At 71.1% G+C, this 16,604-nt stretch carries 21 protein-coding genes; 14 read left to right on the top strand and 7 right to left on the bottom strand.

Annotated features, from left to right (window positions below; translation table 11 throughout):
* The first annotated feature begins 28 nt into the window (after positions 1–28).
* The 8 genes from R9Z33_RS18220 (at position 29) to R9Z33_RS18185 (ending at position 6,427) form a co-directional block, all read left to right on the top strand.
* Complete coding sequence (locus R9Z33_RS18220) at positions 29–376, top strand: RidA family protein (RefSeq protein ID WP_318647983.1); 348 nt, start codon at positions 29–31, stop codon at positions 374–376.
* Positions 376–1,299 carry a potassium channel family protein gene (locus R9Z33_RS18215; protein ID WP_318647982.1) on the top strand — a complete coding sequence of 308 codons (924 nt, stop codon included), beginning with the start codon at positions 376–378 and terminating at the stop codon, positions 1,297–1,299. The genes R9Z33_RS18220 and R9Z33_RS18215 overlap by 1 nt, the downstream gene beginning before the upstream one ends.
* Before the next feature lie 70 nt (positions 1,300–1,369).
* Positions 1,370–2,389, top strand: a complete 1,020-nt coding sequence (locus R9Z33_RS18210; RefSeq protein WP_318647981.1) for an NAD-dependent epimerase/dehydratase family protein — start codon at positions 1,370–1,372, stop codon at positions 2,387–2,389.
* Positions 2,390–2,491: 102 nt separating this feature from the next.
* Complete coding sequence (locus R9Z33_RS18205) at positions 2,492–3,640, top strand: DegT/DnrJ/EryC1/StrS family aminotransferase (protein ID WP_318647980.1); 1,149 nt, start codon at positions 2,492–2,494, stop codon at positions 3,638–3,640.
* Between the two features lie 7 nt (positions 3,641–3,647).
* Complete coding sequence (locus tag R9Z33_RS18200; protein WP_318647979.1) at positions 3,648–3,977, top strand: YnfA family protein; 330 nt, start codon at positions 3,648–3,650, stop codon at positions 3,975–3,977.
* 96 nt (positions 3,978–4,073) lie between these two features.
* On the top strand, positions 4,074–4,826 hold the full coding sequence (locus tag R9Z33_RS18195; protein WP_318647978.1) for a hypothetical protein: 753 nt from the start codon (positions 4,074–4,076) through the stop codon (positions 4,824–4,826).
* A 105-nt stretch (positions 4,827–4,931) separates the two neighbouring features.
* Positions 4,932–5,882 carry a Bug family tripartite tricarboxylate transporter substrate binding protein gene (locus R9Z33_RS18190; RefSeq protein WP_318647977.1) on the top strand — a complete coding sequence of 317 codons (951 nt, stop codon included), beginning with the start codon at positions 4,932–4,934 and terminating at the stop codon, positions 5,880–5,882.
* A gap of 68 nt (positions 5,883–5,950) precedes the next feature.
* A complete protein-coding gene (locus R9Z33_RS18185) occupies positions 5,951–6,427 on the top strand; it encodes an MOSC domain-containing protein (RefSeq protein ID WP_318647976.1) in 477 nt (158 codons plus the stop codon).
* Here the strand turns inward: R9Z33_RS18185 and R9Z33_RS18180 are convergent.
* The gene (locus R9Z33_RS18180) at positions 6,424–6,831 is read right to left on the bottom strand and encodes a metallopeptidase family protein (RefSeq protein WP_318647975.1); all 408 of its coding nucleotides are present in this window, start codon (positions 6,829–6,831) and stop codon (positions 6,424–6,426) included. The two genes, R9Z33_RS18185 and R9Z33_RS18180, sit on opposite strands and share 4 nt — an antisense overlap.
* A gap of 26 nt (positions 6,832–6,857) precedes the next feature.
* On the opposite strand from R9Z33_RS18180, the gene R9Z33_RS18175 reads away from it, so the two are divergent.
* The 6 genes from R9Z33_RS18175 to panC are packed head-to-tail and all read left to right on the top strand — an operon-like array spanning position 6,858 to position 10,787.
* Positions 6,858–7,142, top strand: a complete 285-nt coding sequence (locus tag R9Z33_RS18175; protein WP_318647974.1) for a 4a-hydroxytetrahydrobiopterin dehydratase — start codon at positions 6,858–6,860, stop codon at positions 7,140–7,142.
* The gene (locus tag R9Z33_RS18170; RefSeq protein WP_318647973.1) at positions 7,139–7,606 is read left to right on the top strand and encodes an MmcB family DNA repair protein; all 468 of its coding nucleotides are present in this window, start codon (positions 7,139–7,141) and stop codon (positions 7,604–7,606) included. Before R9Z33_RS18175 ends, R9Z33_RS18170 begins: the two co-directional genes overlap by 4 nt.
* Before the next feature lie 58 nt (positions 7,607–7,664).
* Positions 7,665–7,973: a c-type cytochrome gene (locus R9Z33_RS18165; protein WP_318647972.1), complete on the top strand. Its 309-nt coding sequence runs from the start codon at positions 7,665–7,667 to the stop codon at positions 7,971–7,973.
* The gene (locus R9Z33_RS18160; RefSeq protein WP_318647971.1) at positions 7,970–8,530 is read left to right on the top strand and encodes a glutathione S-transferase family protein; all 561 of its coding nucleotides are present in this window, start codon (positions 7,970–7,972) and stop codon (positions 8,528–8,530) included. Before R9Z33_RS18165 ends, R9Z33_RS18160 begins: the two co-directional genes overlap by 4 nt.
* Positions 8,531–8,532: 2 nt before the next feature.
* Positions 8,533–9,951, top strand: coding sequence for a M20 family metallopeptidase (locus tag R9Z33_RS18155; RefSeq protein ID WP_318647970.1), 1,419 nt, complete (start codon positions 8,533–8,535; stop codon positions 9,949–9,951).
* Positions 9,951–10,787, top strand: coding sequence for a pantoate--beta-alanine ligase (gene panC / locus R9Z33_RS18150; protein WP_318647969.1), 837 nt, complete (start codon positions 9,951–9,953; stop codon positions 10,785–10,787). Before R9Z33_RS18155 ends, panC begins: the two co-directional genes overlap by 1 nt.
* Positions 10,788–10,797: 10 nt before the next feature.
* Here panC and R9Z33_RS18145 read toward each other — a convergent pair whose 3' ends face one another.
* The 6 genes from R9Z33_RS18145 to R9Z33_RS18120 all read right to left on the bottom strand — a co-directional run bounded on the left by R9Z33_RS18145 (position 10,798) and on the right by R9Z33_RS18120 (position 16,603).
* Positions 10,798–11,358 carry a histidine phosphatase family protein gene (locus tag R9Z33_RS18145; protein WP_318647968.1) on the bottom strand — a complete coding sequence of 187 codons (561 nt, stop codon included), beginning with the start codon at positions 11,356–11,358 and terminating at the stop codon, positions 10,798–10,800.
* Between the two features lie 62 nt (positions 11,359–11,420).
* On the bottom strand, positions 11,421–12,182 hold the full coding sequence (locus R9Z33_RS18140; RefSeq protein WP_318647967.1) for a TorF family putative porin: 762 nt from the start codon (positions 12,180–12,182) through the stop codon (positions 11,421–11,423).
* A complete protein-coding gene (locus R9Z33_RS18135) occupies positions 12,183–13,166 on the bottom strand; it encodes a Bug family tripartite tricarboxylate transporter substrate binding protein (RefSeq protein WP_318647966.1) in 984 nt (327 codons plus the stop codon).
* 38 nt (positions 13,167–13,204) lie between these two features.
* Entirely contained in the window at positions 13,205–13,645 is a 441-nt protein-coding gene (locus tag R9Z33_RS18130; protein ID WP_318647964.1) for an NUDIX hydrolase, read from the bottom strand.
* 49 nt (positions 13,646–13,694) lie between these two features.
* Positions 13,695–14,687 (bottom strand): DUF4340 domain-containing protein, encoded by a 993-nt coding sequence (locus R9Z33_RS18125; protein WP_318647963.1) that lies wholly within the window; start codon positions 14,685–14,687, stop codon positions 13,695–13,697.
* Complete coding sequence (locus R9Z33_RS18120) at positions 14,684–16,603, bottom strand: GldG family protein (protein WP_318647962.1); 1,920 nt, start codon at positions 16,601–16,603, stop codon at positions 14,684–14,686. Before R9Z33_RS18120 ends, R9Z33_RS18125 begins: the two co-directional genes overlap by 4 nt.
* Position 16,604 lies beyond the last annotated feature (1 nt).

The following is a 16,604-nucleotide window of genomic DNA, read 5'->3' as shown; positions in this document are numbered from 1 at the left end:
CCAGGGCATGGAAAAAAGGGGTGATTCGATGATCCGACGTTTGGCGGAGGAAGGGCGGCTCTCCGGTGCCGTGGTGCATGGCGGCCTGGTCTATCTGGCTGGCCAGGTGGCCGATGACGCGACGCTCGACGCCGAGGGCCAGACGGCCGACATCCTGGCCCAGATCGACGCCTTGCTGGCCGAGGCGGGAACCAGCAAGGCACATCTGCTGAGCGTGCAGATCATCCTGCGCGACATCGCGGATGCGCCGGCCATGAACCGCGCCTGGGACGCCTGGCTCGACCACGGCAACAAGCCGGCGCGAATGACCATCCAGGCGCCGCTGGTGGACCCGGCCTGGCGCGTCGAGATCACCGGGATCGCGGCGCTCCCCTGATGGACATGCCCTCGCGCCGCCGCCGGGCCTTGCTGGCGACGGTGCTGACGCTGGCCTTCATGCTGCTGGTCGCCATGGGCGTCTCCGACCAGGGCTGGATCTTCGCCGCACTCGCACTGCTGATCGCGAGCCTGGCCCTGGGCGGGCTGCACCTGATCTTCCCGCACGGGCTGATGTTCGCATTGGGGGCCGCGAACGGGCTTGCCATCTATGTCAGCCTCTTCGTGGTGATCGGGCGCGCCTCCTTCCCCGCGGCGGCCGAGTGGTCGCGCGCGGTGGCCTTCCTCCTGCCGGTGCTGGCCTTCGTGCTCGCCTGCTGGGTGCGGCGGGATGTCCTGGTCGGCGCCGCCTCGGGCGAGGGCAGGAGCGACCTCAGGCATCTCCCGCGCGCCGCCGGCTGGCTGCTGCCGACCTGCATGATCGGCATCGTCTCGCTCTCGACGCCCATCAACCGGGCCACGCCGGAATGGCAGAGCGTGGCGCTGCTCGTCGCCATGGCGGGCATCGCCGTGATCGGCGCCTTCTCGGTGGGCCACATCGTGCGGCTGCTGGTGGACGTCTCGGCCATCCTGCGCCGGGTGGGCATGCGGCTCCAGTTCCTCGCCGTGCCCGTCGCCACCTATGTCAGCATCTTCGCCCTGCTCTCGGTGGGCTTCGCCTGCTTCTACCGGATCGCCGACGAGTTCTCACGCGGGGAGATCTTCATCCTGATGGGCCAGCCCGGGCGGCTTTCCTTCTCGGACGCGCTGCATTTCAGCATCGTCACGCTCTCGACGGTGGGCTATGGCGACATCCAGCCCTCGGATGACGGCATCCGGCTGCTGGCGGCGATCCAGATGATCCTGGGTCAGTTGCTGCTGCTCTTCGGCTTTGCCGAGATCATGCGCAGCCATGGCGGCGGCACGCGGGACGAGGACAAATGATACCACGCCGCGGGCGTGATTCCGCCGCAATGCGGGCCATGATGAGGGACGTCGAACACAGGTGGCGAACGTGACTGGATTGGGTGATCCCGGCTTCTGGCGCCGGAAGCGGGTTCTGGTGACCGGCGGCGCGGGCTTTCTCGGCAGCAATCTCTGCCATGCGCTGGCCGGCCTCGGCGCGCGCGTGACGGCGCTGGACGCCATGCTGCCCGATGGGGGCGCCAACCCGGCCAATCTCGAGGGCGCGGGCGTGATGCTGGTCCGCGGCGACCTGCGCGACACCGAGCTGGCCACGCTCTGCCAGGGCGTGGACGTGCTGTTCAACATGGCGGCCCAGACCAGCCACATGGGCGGCCAGCGAGACCCGGTGGCCGACATCGCGATCAATGCGGTGGCCCAGGTGCGCCTCGTGCAGGTCATGCGCGAGGCAGCGCCGAAGGCCGCGGTGATCCATGCCTCGACCCGCCAGTTCTATGGCCGCCCGATCAGCCTGCCGGTGAACGAGCTGCACCCGGTGAACCCGCCCGATGCCAATGGCGTCTCGAAATGGGCGGGTGAGCAGTACTGGATGCTCGAGAACCGGGTGCTGCACCGCCCCGTCGTCTCGCTGCGGCTGACCAATTGCTACGGCCCGCGCCTGCGCATCGCCGATGCGCGGCAGACCTTCCTCGGCATCTGGCTGCGCCGCCTGCTGGAGGATGAGCCCTTCGAGGTCTGGGGCGGCGCCCAGCTGCGCGACCTCGCCTATGTGGATGACGTGACCCGCGCCTTCCTGATGGCGGCCGAGCAGGCCGCGAGTTCCGATGTCGCGGGGCATGTGTTCAACCTGGGCGGTGCGCCGCCGGTCTCGCTGCTCGACCTGGCGCGGTTGGTCATCGCGGCGAATGGCGGGCGGGGCAGCTTCACCACGCGCGAATTCCCGGCCGACCGCGCGCCGATCGACATCGGCAGCTACCACGCCGATGACCAGGCCTTCCGCGCCGCCACCGGCTGGGCGCCCTTGACCAGCCTGGAGGAGGGGCTGCGCCTCAGCCTGGACTGGTATCGCGAGCGGATGAGCGACTACATTTTCACCAACGCGCCCACCTGACGCGAGGCCCCCGCCGCCGGAGGCGAGGGGGCCGCGCCGCATGTCGAATCACACTGCCGGAGCCCCCGGGGCCGAGGCGGACAGCCATCAAGAGCCACGCCCATGAACGCCTCCCCCGCCATCCTTCCCTTCGCCGATCCGGGTGCGGGCTACCGCGCCCTGCAACCGGAAATCGACGCCGCCGTGGCCCGCGCGCTGGCCTCGGGCTGGTACATCCTGGGCCGCGAGGGCGAGGCCTTCGAGGCGGAATTCGCCGCCTGGCTGGGCGACCAGCCGGGCGCGCCCACCATGCACGCCGTGGGCTGCGCCAACGGCACGGATGCCATCATGCTGATCCTGCGCGGCATGGGCATCGGTGAGGGCAGCACCGTCGTCACGGTCAGCCACACCGCCGTCGCCACCGTCGCCGCCATCGAGATGGTGGGCGCCACGCCCCTGCTGCTCGACATCGACCCCGACACCTACACCATGGACCCGGATGAGCTGGCCTCCGTCCTGGCCGACCCGCCGCCCGGCCTGCCGCCGATCCGCGCCGTGATCCCCGTCCACATCTACGGTCAAGCGGTGGATCTCGGGCCGATCAAGGCCGCCTGCGACGAGGCGGGCGTCTTCCTCATCGAGGATTGCGCGCAATGCCATGGCGCGATGCTGGGCGGCGCGAAGCTCGGCACCATCGGCCATGCGGCGGCCTTCAGCCTCTATCCCACCAAGAACCTGGGTGCGCTGGGTGATGGCGGCATCCTCGCCACGCCGGACCGGGAACTCGCGGCGCGCATCGGCGCGATCCGCCAATATGGCTGGAAGCGCCGCTACATCAGCGACCTTCAGGGCGTGAATTCCCGGCTGGACGAGGTGCAGGCCGCGATCCTGCGCGTGAAGCTGCAGCACCTGGACCGGCAGAATGACCGCCGCCGCCAGATCGCCGCCGCCTATGACGCGGCGCTGGCCGGCACGGCGCTGACGCCGCCCGCGCGGCGGCCAGGCGCGCATCACGTGTTTCACCTTTATGTGCTGCGCCACCCGAAGCGGGACGAGTTCATGTTCTCGCTCAAGGCGCGCGGCATCGGCACGGGCATCCACTACCCCATGCCGGTGCACAGCCAGCCCGCCTATGCCGGCCGCGTGCCGCTCGGCCCCGCCAATTGCGCCGAGACCGCCCGCGTCGCGGAGGAGGTGTTCAGCCTCCCGATGTATCCCGAGCTGACGGATGAACAGGTGGCGCGGGTCTGCGAAGCGCTGTCGGGCCTCTAGGCGCCCTTTGGGCACCTGGCTGGTCTTCGCGCTGGCGGCGCTCTTCGAGATCGCCGGATGCTTCGCCTTCTGGGCGGTGCTCCGGCAGGGGGCTTCGCTGCTCTGGCTCGTGCCCGGCGGCGCCGCGCTCTTTGCCTTCGCCTGGCTGCTGACGCTGGTGCCGGGCGAGATCGCGGCGGGGCGGGCCTTCGCCGCCTATGGCGGAATCTATGTCGCCGCGACCCTCGCCTGGCTGATGCTGGCGGAAGGGCTGCGGCCCACCGCCTGGGACCTTGCCGGTGTCACGCTCTGCCTGGCCGGAACAGCGGTGATCCTCGCCGGGGCGATGCGGGCCTGATTTGTCCGGACCGTTCTTGCGCGGCATGAGGCGCAGCCCCTAGTCTGCGCGGCAAGCGGGAGGCCGGGCCTCCCTGTGCACCAGGGGAAACCAGCCATGCCCATCGCCGCCTCCGCCGAGGCCGTCCGCCCCAGCCGCCGCCCCGTCACCGCCAATGGCGTACCGATCCACACCACCACCTATATCGGCACCAACTGGACCAACCGTACGGCGGACAGCCCGCCGCCGCCCGCACCCGGCACCTACTACCCGATGGCCTTCCTGGTCGAGCAGCCGCCGGGCTCCGTCGTGCAGTCGCATTTCCACGCGGCGGACCAGTTCCAGGTCGTGGTGGCCGGTGGCGGGCATCTCGGCCGGCACCCGGTGCGGCCGGTGACGGTGCACTACACCAATGCCCACACGGCCTACGGGCCGATCACCGCGGGCGAGGAGGGGCTGCATTATTTCACGCTGCGCAACGGCTATGATCCCGGCGCGCGCTACGTCGCGCAGGAGGCGGCGGCGCTGAAGGCCGTTCCCGGCCGCAAGCCCTGGCAGACCACGACCGCCCCGGTCGAACCCATGCCCACCATCACGGGCCCGGCCCGCGTCGAGGAGATGCTGGAGCCGCGCGCCGATGGCCTCGGCGCGTGGCGCCACATCCTGCCGCCCGGCGCGCGCGTGACCGGCCCGGACCCGTCCGCGGGCATGGGCCAGTTCTGGGTAGTGACGGCGGGAAGCCTGGACGGCATGCCGCCGCTCTCGCTGGTCTATGTGCATCCAGAGGATGCTGCCCGCGCGGCCGAGGCCGGGGCGGAGGGCGCCGAACTGCTGATCCTGCAGTATCCCCGGCGTGCCACCGACGCCTGATCCTTGGGCAGGTCGCGCGCGGCGTGGCCGTTTTTCTCCGATCCCGCGATGGCGGCGGCAGCAGGGCCAGCGCAGGCTGATGGCCTGGACCCAAGGGGAATGCGGATGCTGACACGTCGAACCCTGCCCGTCGCGGCGCTGCTGCTCTCAGCCCCCGCATTGCGCGCCCAAGGCCGCACCATCCGGCTGGTGATTCCTTTCGGCGCGGGCGGCATCACCGACCTGGTCGCGCGCATCCTGGCCGAGCGCGCCTCGGTGGAGCTGGGTGTCACCATCGTCGCCGAGAACCGGGCCGGGGCGAATGGCAACATCGCGGGCGAGTACGTCGCGCGCGCGGCGCCGGATGGCACGACGCTGCTCATGGCCTCGCTGGCCATGTTCGCGGTGAACCCGGTGATCTATCCGCGCATGACCTATGATCCGCTGACGGATTTCGCGCCGGTCGCACTCGCCGCCAGCACGCCGCATGTGGTGGTGGCGCATCCGGGCAGCGTGCCCGTGGGCTTCGGCGCCATGCTGGCCGCCGCCCGCGCCCGGCCGGAGGCGCTGAGCTGGGGCACGGCCGGGGCGGGCAGCAGCCCGCACCTCACGCAGATCCTGCTGCAATCGCTCTCGGGCACGCGCTTCCTGCCGGTGCATTTCCGCAGCGGCGCCGCGAGCGTGCAATCGGTGATCGCGGGGCAGGTGGCGCTCACCGCCGAGGCCACGCCGATCGTCGCCGAGCATGTGCGCGCCGGCACGCTGGCCGCGCTGGCCGTCGCCTCGTCCGAGCGGCTTGCCTTGCTGCCCGATGTGCCCACGGCGGCCGAGGCGGGGCTGCCGGGCCTGGAGAACGGCTCCACCTCCGCCATCGTCGCCCCGCGCGGCACGCCGGATGCGGTGCTGGCGCGCCTGGCCGAGGGCTTCCGCGCCGCGATGGCGGCGCCCGAGACGCGCGCGCGCCTCAGCCAGCAGGGCACCATCCCGCTGGGCGGCACGGGCGCGGAATTCACCGGCCTCATCACGCGCGAGGTCGCGCGGTGGCGGCCGCTGCTCGCCGGCATCCAGCCGGGCTGAGCGGCGGATGGCCGCGCGCGCGGAAGCGTGGTCACATCGCGCCAACATTGCCTGATCGGAGAAGATCCTTGAGCGAATTCACCTGGGCGGGCCGCCTGCTCGCCATCCACATCACCGAGCAGGCCGCGGCCGACATGCAGGAGTTGGCGGAGGCGAAGCTGATCGCCGGCGTCGGCATCGAGGGCGACCGCTATGCGACCGGCCGCGGCACCTACAGCAAGAAGCCGCAGCCCGAGCGCCAGGTGACGCTGATCGAGGTGGAGACGCTGGAAGCCATCGAGCGCGACCACAAGATCACGCTGCCGCCGCATGAGACGCGCCGCAACCTGCTGACCCGCGGCGTGCCGCTGAACCATCTGGTGGGCCGCGCCTTCCGCGTGGGCGAGGTGGAACTGTTCGGCGGCCGGCTGAACGTGCCCTGCGTCTATCTCGACAAGCTGCTGGGCAAGCCGCTGTTTGGCCCGCTGACCAACCGCTCGGGGCTGAACTGCATGATCACCAAGGGCGGCGTGATCCGCCCGGGCGACGCGATCACGCCCCTCTAATCCTCGTTCTCCAGCCGCTCGATATCCTCGTCCGAGAGGCCGAAATGGTGCCCGACCTCGTGCAGCAGCACGTTGCGGACGAGGCGAAACAGGTCCTCGCCGGTCTCGATCCATTCGAGCAGGATGGGCTCGCGGTAGAGCAGGATGGTGTCGGGCTCGGCCGGCGTGTCCTGGGTGGATTTGTGGGTGAGCGGCGTGCCGCGATAGAGGCCCGTCAGCTCCCAGGGGCTTTCAAGGCCGAGCTCGGCCACCACCTCATCCTCCGGGACCTCTTCCACGATGATGGCGGTCCCGCGCACCATGTCGCGCAGCGGCTGGGGGATGGCGGCGAGGGCGTCCTCGGCCATTTCCAGCAGGTCTTCGAGGCTCGGGGGCGTGGTCGGGCGCATGGGGACTTGTGCCATGCGGGGCAGGGAAAGGGGAGGGGCGGATGGTCGAGCGGCTGGATGCGGGGGCGCGGGCGGAACTGCCGGCCCGTCTGCCCGAATGGCGCGTGCTGCCGGAGCGGGACGCGATCCGGCGCGAATTCCGCTTCCGCGACTTCAACGCGGCCTGGGGCTTCATGAGCCGCGTGGCCCTGCTCGCCGAGGCGCAGGACCACCACCCGGAATGGTCCAACGTTTATAACCGCGTCGAGATCACGCTCACCACCCATGACGCGGGCGGGCTTTCGGCGCGGGATCTGCGCCTCGCCCTTGCCATTGACGCGCTGTGAGCCTTGACGCGGCCCAGCGCACGCAGGCCGTGACGCGCTCTGCCATGCGCTACTGCCTGGCCTGCGCCTGGTCACCGCTGGCCGAGGTGCCGCTGCCCGATGGCCGGCGGGCCGATATCCTGGCGCTGCGCCCCGATGGCGGCTTCGTGATCATCGAGGTGAAGTCCTGCGCGCGGGACTTTCTCAGCGACGGCAAGTGGCAGGATTACCGCGCCTTCTCCGATGAACTGCACTTCGCCGTGGACCTTGACTTCCCGCAGGCCCTGCTGCCTGGCGATGTCGGCCTGCTGGTCTGCGACGGCTATGAGGCCGCGGCCCTGCGCCCCGCCCCCGCGCATCCGCTGGCGCCGGGGCGGCGCCGCGCCCTGCTGCACCGCTTCGCGAGCCTCGCCGCGACGCGCCTGGCCGCGGTGAGCGACCCGGTGGGCCTGGCCGAGCGGCGGGCGGCGCTGCGGCTCGACTGAACCTTCCGTTGCCGGGAGCTCGCGTTGCGGCCAGCATGCGGGATCGGAGGATCCGGACATGCTCAGATACCTGCTGCCGCTCGCGCTCGTCGCGGGCACGGCCAGCGCCCAGCAGCAGCCCATGGCGGGCGAGGGCCTGCGCGTCGCGCGGCAATGGTGCGCCACCTGCCACGTCGTCTCGCGCGACATGCCGCCGCCCGCCGCGGATGCCGCGCCAAGCTTCCCGAGCGTCGCCGCCCGTGCCTCCACGACGGAATCGAGCCTGCGCGTCTTCCTGCAGACGCCGCATGCCAACATGCCCAACTGGCAGCTCAGCCGGACCGATCTTGACGCCGTGGTCGCCTATATCCTCTCGCTCGGCCGATGATCCTCTACTTCGCGCCGGGCAGCCCCTTCGCGCGCATCATCCGCATCCTGGCGCGGGAGCGCGGGCTGGCGCTGACCGAGGTGGAGACCCCGCTGCGCGATCCGGCCGCGCCGCAGCTCGCGCACAATCCGGCGGGGCGCGTGCCGGCTCTGCTGGATGGTGGCACGCTGATCTGCGAGACGCCGCTGATCCTGGCGCATCTCGGCTGGCTGCCGCGTGAGCCCGCAGCGCTGTCGCGGCTTGGCCAGGCGCTCGCCTTGCTCGATGGCATCGCGGTCTGGAACCGTGATCTGCGCCGCCCGCCGCAGGAGCGCTCGCCGGCCTTCCAGGCGCTGGAGCGGATGCGCGCCGGCCGCATCCTGGACGCGCTGGACCTGCCGGCCCACGCGCCCCATTCGGTGGAAGCCGTCGCCCTCGCCTGCGGGCTTGGCTACTGCGACCGGCGGCATACCGTCTTTGCCTGGCGCGAGGGGCGCCAGGCCCTCGCGCTGTGGTATGAGGACATGATCGCCCGGCCCGCCTTCGCCGAGACCATCCCACCCGTTTCCGGAATTTGAGCATGCAGAACACCGAACCCGTCTGGCGCCTCGTTGATGAGAAGGCCGGGCCCGCCATCGAGCTGAGCGACCGCGTCTGGGGCATGCCGGAGCTCGCCTACAACGAGCACAAATCGGCCGCCGAACACACCGCCTACCTTCAGGCCGAGGGCTTCCGCGTGACGGAGCAGCTGGCCGGCATCCCGACCGCCATGATGGGCGAGGCGGGCGAGGGCGGGCCGGTCATCGCCATCCTGGGCGAGTTCGACGCGCTGCCCGGCCTCTCCAACGAGGCGGGCGTGGCCGAGCATCGCCCGGTGCCGGGTGACGGCAATGGCCATGCCTGCGGCCACAACCTGCTGGGCGCGGCCTCGCTGCTCGCCGCCACCGCGGTGAAGGACTACCTGGCCGCCAACGGCATCCAGGGCCGCGTGCGCTATTACGGCTGCCCGGCCGAGGAAGGTGGCGCCGCCAAGGGCTTCATGGCCCGCGCCGGCCTGTTCGACGATGTGGACATCGCCATCTCCTGGCATCCCGGCAGCTTCGCCTCGGTGAACGAGCCGCTCTCGCTCGCCAACACCCGTATCGACTTCACCTTCCACGGCCGCGCGAGCCATGCCGCCGCCTCGCCGCATCTGGGACGCAGCGCGCTGGATGCTGTCGAGCTCATGTCGGTCGGCGTGAACTACCTGCGCGAGCACATCCCGCAGGAAAGCCGCATCCACTACGCCTATCTCGATGCCGGTGGCGTGGCCCCCAATGTGGTGCAGGCCAAGGCGAAGGTGCGCTACCTGATCCGCGCGGCGGATGTGAAGGCGCTGAACAGCCTGGTGGCGCGCGTGCGCAAGATCGCCGATGGCGCGGCCCTGATGACGGATACGCGCGTGGAGACGCAGGTGATCTCGGCCGTCTCCAACCTGCTCGGCAACACGCCGCTGGAGCGCCTGATGCAGGATGCGCTGGACCGCCTGGGCCCGCCACCCTTCGACGCCGAGGACCGCAAGCGCGCGGCCGAGTTCCAGGCGACGCTCTCGGAGGAGGACATCGCCGCCGCCTTCCGCAAGGTGGGCATGCCGCGCAATGACGACCCGCTGGCGGGCAGTATCGTGCCGCTCGATTCCAAGCGCGCGCCGATGATCGGCAGCACCGATGTGGGCGACGTCTCCTGGGTGGTGCCGACGGTGCAGGCGCGCGGTGCGACGCACGCCATCGGCACGCCGCTGCATTCCTGGCAGGCGACGGCGCAGGGCAAGCTGCCGCATGCGCACAAGGGCATGGTGCATGTGGCCAAGGTGATGGCGAGCACGGCGGTCGAGGCGCTGCAGAAGCCCGAGATCATCGCCGCCGCCAAGGCCGACCACGCGGCGCGCGCGGGCGGGCCCTACGTATGCCCGCTGCCGGCCGACGCGAAGCCGCCGATCGGGATGTCGCTGGCGGTCTGATGCGGATCATCCGGGATGCGGCCGAACTGAGGGCCGCCACCCAGGGTTGGAAGAGCCAGGGCGAGCGCATCGCCCTGGTGCCGACCATGGGCTATCTGCATGACGGGCACCTCGCCCTGGTCGCGCGCGCGCGGCAACTCGCCCCGCGCGTCATCACGACCATCTTCGTCAATCCGACGCAATTCGCGCCGCATGAGGATCTCGGCCGCTATCCGCGTGACGAGGCGGGTGACATCGCCAAGCTGGAGGCGGCCGGCTGCGACCTGCTCTTCGCCCCGGGTGTGCCCACGGTCTATCCGCCGGGTTTCGCCACCAGCATCACCATGCGCGGGCCGGCGGAGGGGCTCGAGGGCACGCACCGCCCTCAGATGTTCGGCGGCGTGGCGCTCGTCTGCACGCGGCTGTTCGGCCTCTGTGCGGCGGATGTGGCCGTCTTCGGCGAGAAGGACTGGCAGCAGGTGATGGTGGTGCGGCAGGTCGCGCGCGACCTTGCCTTGCCCCTGGAGATCGAGACGGTCCCCACCATCCGCGCCCCGGATGGCCTCGCCCTCTCCTCGCGCAATGCCTATCTCGATGCGGCTGGCCGGCAGCAGGCCACGGCGCTGCATGCGGCGCTGGAGCATGCCGCGGCGCGGCTGCGCGCAGGCGCCACGGCGGCCGAGGCCTGCGGCGAGGCCGAGGCCCGGCTGCGCGAGGCCGGCTTCCGCCAGGTGGACTATGTGGCGCTGCGCCGCGCGCGTGATTTCGGCGAGATGACGAGGCTCGAAGAAGCCGGCCGCGTGCTGGGCGCCGCCTGGCTCGGCCAGGTGCGGCTGATCGACAACCTGCCGGTCTGACACGCGCCGCTCAGCAGGCGTGAAAGCCGCCCCCCGGCAGGGGCACGAATTCCAGGATGGCGAGCGGCGAGGCGGCGCCGGGCTCGACCACCAGTGCGGCGCCCTCGGGGAAGGCGCGGCCTGCCACGGAGTCGCCGTAGAGCATGATGGCGGGCGTGCGGTGGCCTACCAGCACGCGGTTCACGCCGGGTGGCACCGGTGCATGGAACAGCCGGCGATGCTCGGCCAGCACCCAGCCGAGCCGCGCGCCCGCATAGTCATCCGCCAGCAGGCTGTCCGTCACGGTCACGCGCGCGGCGCCCCAAGCCTCCTCCGCCGTATCGCGCGCGCGATAGACGGGCCCCGCCTGCACCGGAAACTGCACGGGGATGCCGAGTTCCGTGAAGCGTGCGCCGATCCGCCGCGCTTGCTCCCGCCCGCGCGGCGAGAGGTTGCGCTGGCCCGGCCGGTCCCCGACGCGGTAGCTGCGGTCGCAGGGCTCGCCCGCCGTATCGGCATGGCGGAAGAAGAGGACGAGGCCACCCGCGCGCAGCCGCGCGAGCAGGGGAGAGTTCTCCACCTCGACAGGCACCATCCGCTGCGCCATCGCCGGACCGGCGAGGGCAAGGCCCAGGAGTGCGCGGCGCGGCGCGCTCAAAACCGGAAGGCGAGGGTGGCGATGACCCGCGCCGTGCAGACATCCTGCTGCACCCCCTGGCCGCTGAGGCATTGGGTGCGTGGGATGGTGGTGTCGAAATAGTTCACGCTCGCGGTGAAGGTGCCGACGCCGTCCACCGCGAAATCCCGGCTCAGCGCCAGGCCCCACCAGGTGTAGTCCGGCGTGCCGTAGCGCGGGTTCTTCTCGATGAACTGGTAGCCGAGCCGCGCACCGAGCGTGAGGCCCCAGAGGCCCGTGTCCCAATCCGCGCCGCCCTCGACATAGACGCCAAGTCCCGTCGCATCGAAGTAGTTGGGCGAGACATTGATGGAGGCCATGAGCTTCACCGGTCCAAAGGCGCGGTTCACCCGGAGATAGGCCTCACCGTAATCCACCGCGTCGCTGGCGCGGCCGGCGGAATAGTTGGGGTAGAAGGTGCCGATGCCGCCGATATCGAAGTTGGTGTCGCCCCAGGCGAAGCGGAAGCCGGCCAGGAGGTCGATCTCCTCGCGGGCGTCGGTGCCGGCGAAGCGCACATTGCCGATGAAGCCGCCGATATAGACGCCACTCTCATGCGCGAGCTCGGCGCTCGCCTGGTAGGCCATGCGCCCCATGGTCTGGCTAATGCCGCGCGAGACATAGTCGCTGCCGAAGCTGCCGGTGCCGCTGAGGGTCCAGCCGCTCTCGCCCAGCGCCACCTGCGCACGCGCCGGCAGCGCGAGAGCGAGCAGCAGCAGACCAGCAAGCGCGCGCCGCACCTATTCGAGCCGCGCGCCGGAGAGCTGAACCAGCCGCTGCCAATTGGGCGTGTCGCGCTCGATCAGCGCTGTCAGCGCGGCCGGGGTCGGGCTGACCACGGTGCCGTAGCCGAGCGGTTTCAGCCGCTCCACGAACTCGCTCTGCGCGCCCACGGCGCGGATGGCGGCGTGCAGTCGCTGGATGTGCTCGGGCGGCGTGCCGCCCGGCGCCATCACGGCGTTCCACGTCACCACGTCATGCCGGCCGAGGCCGAGATCGGCGAAATCGGCCATGCCCGGCACATCGGGCAGGATGGAGAGGCGGGCGGCGGAACTCACCGCCAGCGGCAGGAAGCGCCCGGCCGTCACATGCGGCATCAGGGCGGGCATCACGTCGAACATCATGTCGATCGTGCCGGCCAGCAGGTCTGTGATGGCGGGGCCGCCGCCGCGATAGGGCACATGCAGGATCTTGGCGCCCGCCTCGGCGTTGATCGCCTCGATGTTGATGTGGCTCGTCGTGCCGGTGCCGCTGCTGCCCATCTTCACCTGCTCGGGGTTCGCCCGGCTCCAGGTGACGAGGCGGCGGAAATCGCTCCAGCCCTCGCGGCGCGCCTTCTCGGCATTCACCACGCAGAGCAGCGCGCCATCGGTGATCTGCGTGACGGGTGCCAGGTCGGTGCGCGGGTTGAAGGGCAGGCGCGAGGTCATGAAGGGGAAGGCGCAGAGCGTGGTGACGCTGATCAGCCCGATCATCGTTCCGTCGCGGTCGCCCTTGGCCAGGGCGTCGGCACCGATCAGGCCGCCCGCGCCGCCCCGGTTCTCGACGACGACGGGCGTGCCGAGCGCTGCGGGCAGCCGCTCGGCCAGGACACGGCCCAGGATGTCCACCGCGCCGCCCGGTGGGAAGGGGACGATGATGCGCAGCGGGCGCCCCTGCGCGATGGCCGGTGCGGCAAGCGGCAGGGCCGCGGCGCCGAGGATCAGGCTGCGTCTTTGGGTCATGGACGTTGTCTCCCGCGTTTTCCGGAAGAGATTGCGTCTCAGGACAGGGCCTCGGCAAGCCGCTTGCGCGAAAGCGCGATCACCGCCTCCGCTTCGCGTGTCAGGGCATATTTCGCCAGCTCTTCCGGCCGCGCCCAGGCGACGGCGCTGACATCATCGCCCGCCCGTGCCTCGCCCTCCGCCCATTCGGCACAGTAGTCCACGATGGTGTAGTGGTAGCGCACGGCGCCCGCCTCATCGCGGGTCACGGAATCGATCACATCGGCAAGCAGCAGCGGGCCGACGGTCACGCCCGTCTCCTCCAGCAATTCGCGGCGCGCGGCTTCCTGCGCGCCTTCGCCCACATGCTGCGCGCCGCCGGGGAGCGACCAGGAGCCGATGCGCGGCGGCTTGCCGCGCTGCACCAGCAGCACCTCCTCGCCGCGGAAGACGATCACGCCGATGCCGATCCAGGGCCGGTCGGGATATTCGCGCGTCATCGGTACATGCCCGTTTCACGCGCCGCTGCGTGCCGCGATCGGACGGGGGTCAAGAAACCACCAAGTCTTCCAGGCGCGGGATCATCGCCTTCTCCTTCCAGAGGCCGAGCTGGAAGGCCCAGCCCTCGAAGCGGGCGTTCAGCCGCCGCGCCTCCTCGCCGCCCTCCGCGCCGAGGCGCACCCAGAACAGCTCGCCCTCGCGGTGGGGGCGGACAGTGATGGTGACATCATCGGTATAGTGGAAGCGCGCCTCGCCCAGAGCCTCGCCCGGGGCGTCCTTGCGGACCTCGACGAAGGTCAGGCCGTCGAAGGCGCGGCCCACCTCGTCCAGCGCGATGCGATCGGCCACCGGCGGGTCGGCGGGGGTGATGATGTCGAGCGGCGCATCCACCTCGCCCGCGCGCGCCAGCACGAGCGGAGGCTGCCCGATGCGCGTGACCTCGACGCGGCGGAGGCGCGCCGGGGCGAGGCTCGCGAGATCCCGGTCGAGCCAGAGCGAGGGGTCTGCATCGGCGCCGAGGCGCCCTTCGGCCAGCCAGGCGCGGTTCTCGCCGGGGCGGCGGGCATAGATGGCCTCAGGCTGGTTGCCCTGGGTGCGCATGCGGCGGCGGCCCAGGATCATCTCGGCCAATGGCCGCCCTTCACCGTCGAAGACGCGCAGCAGGGTGGCGGTGGTGCCGGGTGCGGCGGGGTCCTCCACGCCGAGGCGCGGCCATTGCGCCGGGTCGCCGCTGCGCTCTTCCACGAGGCGCAGCTCCGTCAGACCGACCAGCGTTTCGCGCACGCGCTCGGGGCGCGCGGGATAGCCCTGGGCTTCGGCGATGCGCCAGGTGTCGCCGTCGCGGATCAGCGTCGTGCCCTGCGCGCCGCGCCGCAGCTCGATGCGCCGGGCATTGGCGAGGCGCGCGGCGAGGCCGGGGAAGGCCAGGCTGCCCTCGCTGATGCGCCCCTCCACCTCGCCCTCGGGTTGCAGCAGCAGGGCGGCGCCCAGGCTGGCCGCCGCGGCGCCGCCCAGCGCGATGAGGCCACGCTTGCCGATCATGCCCGCGCCCTCGCGCGGCGGCGGGCGCGCAGCACGCCGATGACGACGGCGAAGATGGTCAGCAACACCGGCACGAAGGCGATGTTGAAGATACGCAGCCAGGTCTCCAGCGCCTCGATGTCGCGCCGCAATTCGAGCTGCACGGCGCGGAGCTGGCGCCGCGTATTCGCGATCTCCTCCCGCGCGCGGTCGATCTCGGCCCGCTGCTCCGGCGTGATGACGGTCTGGTTGGTGTTGCGCGCGCCCTCTCCGCCCGTGCCCTGGCGCAACTCGCGCAGGCGGCGTTCGGTGGCCTGCAGGCGCTCGGTCAGCTGCTGCTCGCTCTGGCGGAACTGGGCGTCGGCCTGGCGGCGGATATCCTCCACCAGCTCGAAGGGCCGCTGGGATTCGCCACGCGAGCGCAGGCTGATCATGGCGTCCGAACCGGCCAGCGTATCGGCGATGTTCACGACGAAGCTGCCATTGCCCGAGAAGGGCGTGGCGACCGGCTGGCCGAAGAACTCCTGGACGCGGACCCAGAAGCGGTCCTCCAGGATATCCGTGTCATGCACGACGACGATATTGGCCGGCCCCGTGCTGCGGGCGAGATGCGCCGGGAAATCCGCCGGGCGCTCCACGCCCTCGGCGGGCGCGGGTGCGCCTTCCTGGAAGGCGCTGCGGAGGTTGCCGCGGATCCGGGCCGCGATGACGCGGCGCTGACCATCGGCGCGGAAATCGGCCAGGATGCGCGTGGGCGAGGGCTCGTTCCTGACGCGTGCCGCGTCCACCACCATGGATTGGGCGGAGCTGGTCAGCAGCGGGATGAACTCGATCCCCGCATTGGGGCGCGGCGCGAGATAGCCGGAGGAGGCGACCGTGACCTGCTCGATCAGCGCCGTCGCCACCTCCTGGCGGTTCACGCTGTCACCCTGGAGGTTGAACCAGGCGATGTAGTCCACCGCCTGCACGCGCTCATTGGGTGCCGCGCGCACGCGCCAGGCGCCGCGCAGGTCGAGCACGACCTGGTCGGCCGGCGCCTCCACGCCCCAGGCCTCCAGCAGGCGCGGGAGGACCGAGGCGGTGTTGGCGGGCGGACGGCCGCCGGGGCCGGGGCGGGCGGCCTGGAATTCGCTGTGCGGGTCGATCATCAGGAAGAGGCGGCCACCGCGCATGACGAACTGGTCCACCGCGTATTGCGCGGCCTCCGGCAGGTCCTGCGGGTGGGCAAGCAGCAGGATCTGCACATCGGCCGGGATCGCCTGCACGTCGAAGCCGATGTCGCGCACCGTGAAGCCCTCGCGCAACTGGCGCATCACCACCTGCGGCTGGGCGAGTGCCGGCTGGCGCATCATCATCGCGCGCGGGTCGCCGTTCAGCGGCAACGGCGACATGACGCCGAGCACCGGCTTCACCGGGCTCGAAAGCTCGAAGATCAGGCGGGTGAGGTCGGCTTCCAGGAAGCGCTCGCGCTCCGGCTGGAAGAAGGGGATGTTGCGTTCCTCATCCACCTGGTTGCTGCCAGAGAGGCCGAAATAGACCTGCTCCCCGCCCTGATCGAGCGGCACGCCCTGGATACCGAGCGAGACGGCGCGGTCCTCCACCTCGGAGAAGGGCTCGGGGTCGAAGACCTCGAGGCGCAGCTTGCCGCGGCTGGCCGCCACGTATTCGCGCAGCATCTCGCGCACGCGCTCGGCATAGGCGCCGAATTGCGGCGCCTCGGCGCCCAGCTTGCGCGAGTAGAAAAAGCGCAGCGTGATCGGGTCCTGCAACCCTTCCAGCACCTGCCGCGTGCCGGGCGAGAGGGTGTAGATGCGGTTCTCGGTGAGGTCCACGCGGGCGGAGGCGAGCAGCCGGTCGGCCAGCATGTTGACGCCGATGGCGAGTGCGAGCGCCGCGAGGACGCCAAGGGCAGAGTAGGCGAGGCGGGAATTGCGCATG

It is taken from the genome of Sediminicoccus rosea, assembly GCF_033547095.1.
Classification (GTDB): domain Bacteria; phylum Pseudomonadota; class Alphaproteobacteria; order Acetobacterales; family Acetobacteraceae; genus Roseococcus; species Roseococcus rosea.
The sequence above is the reverse complement of the archived record's forward strand: the minus strand, read 5'-3'. Positions and strand labels throughout refer to the sequence as shown.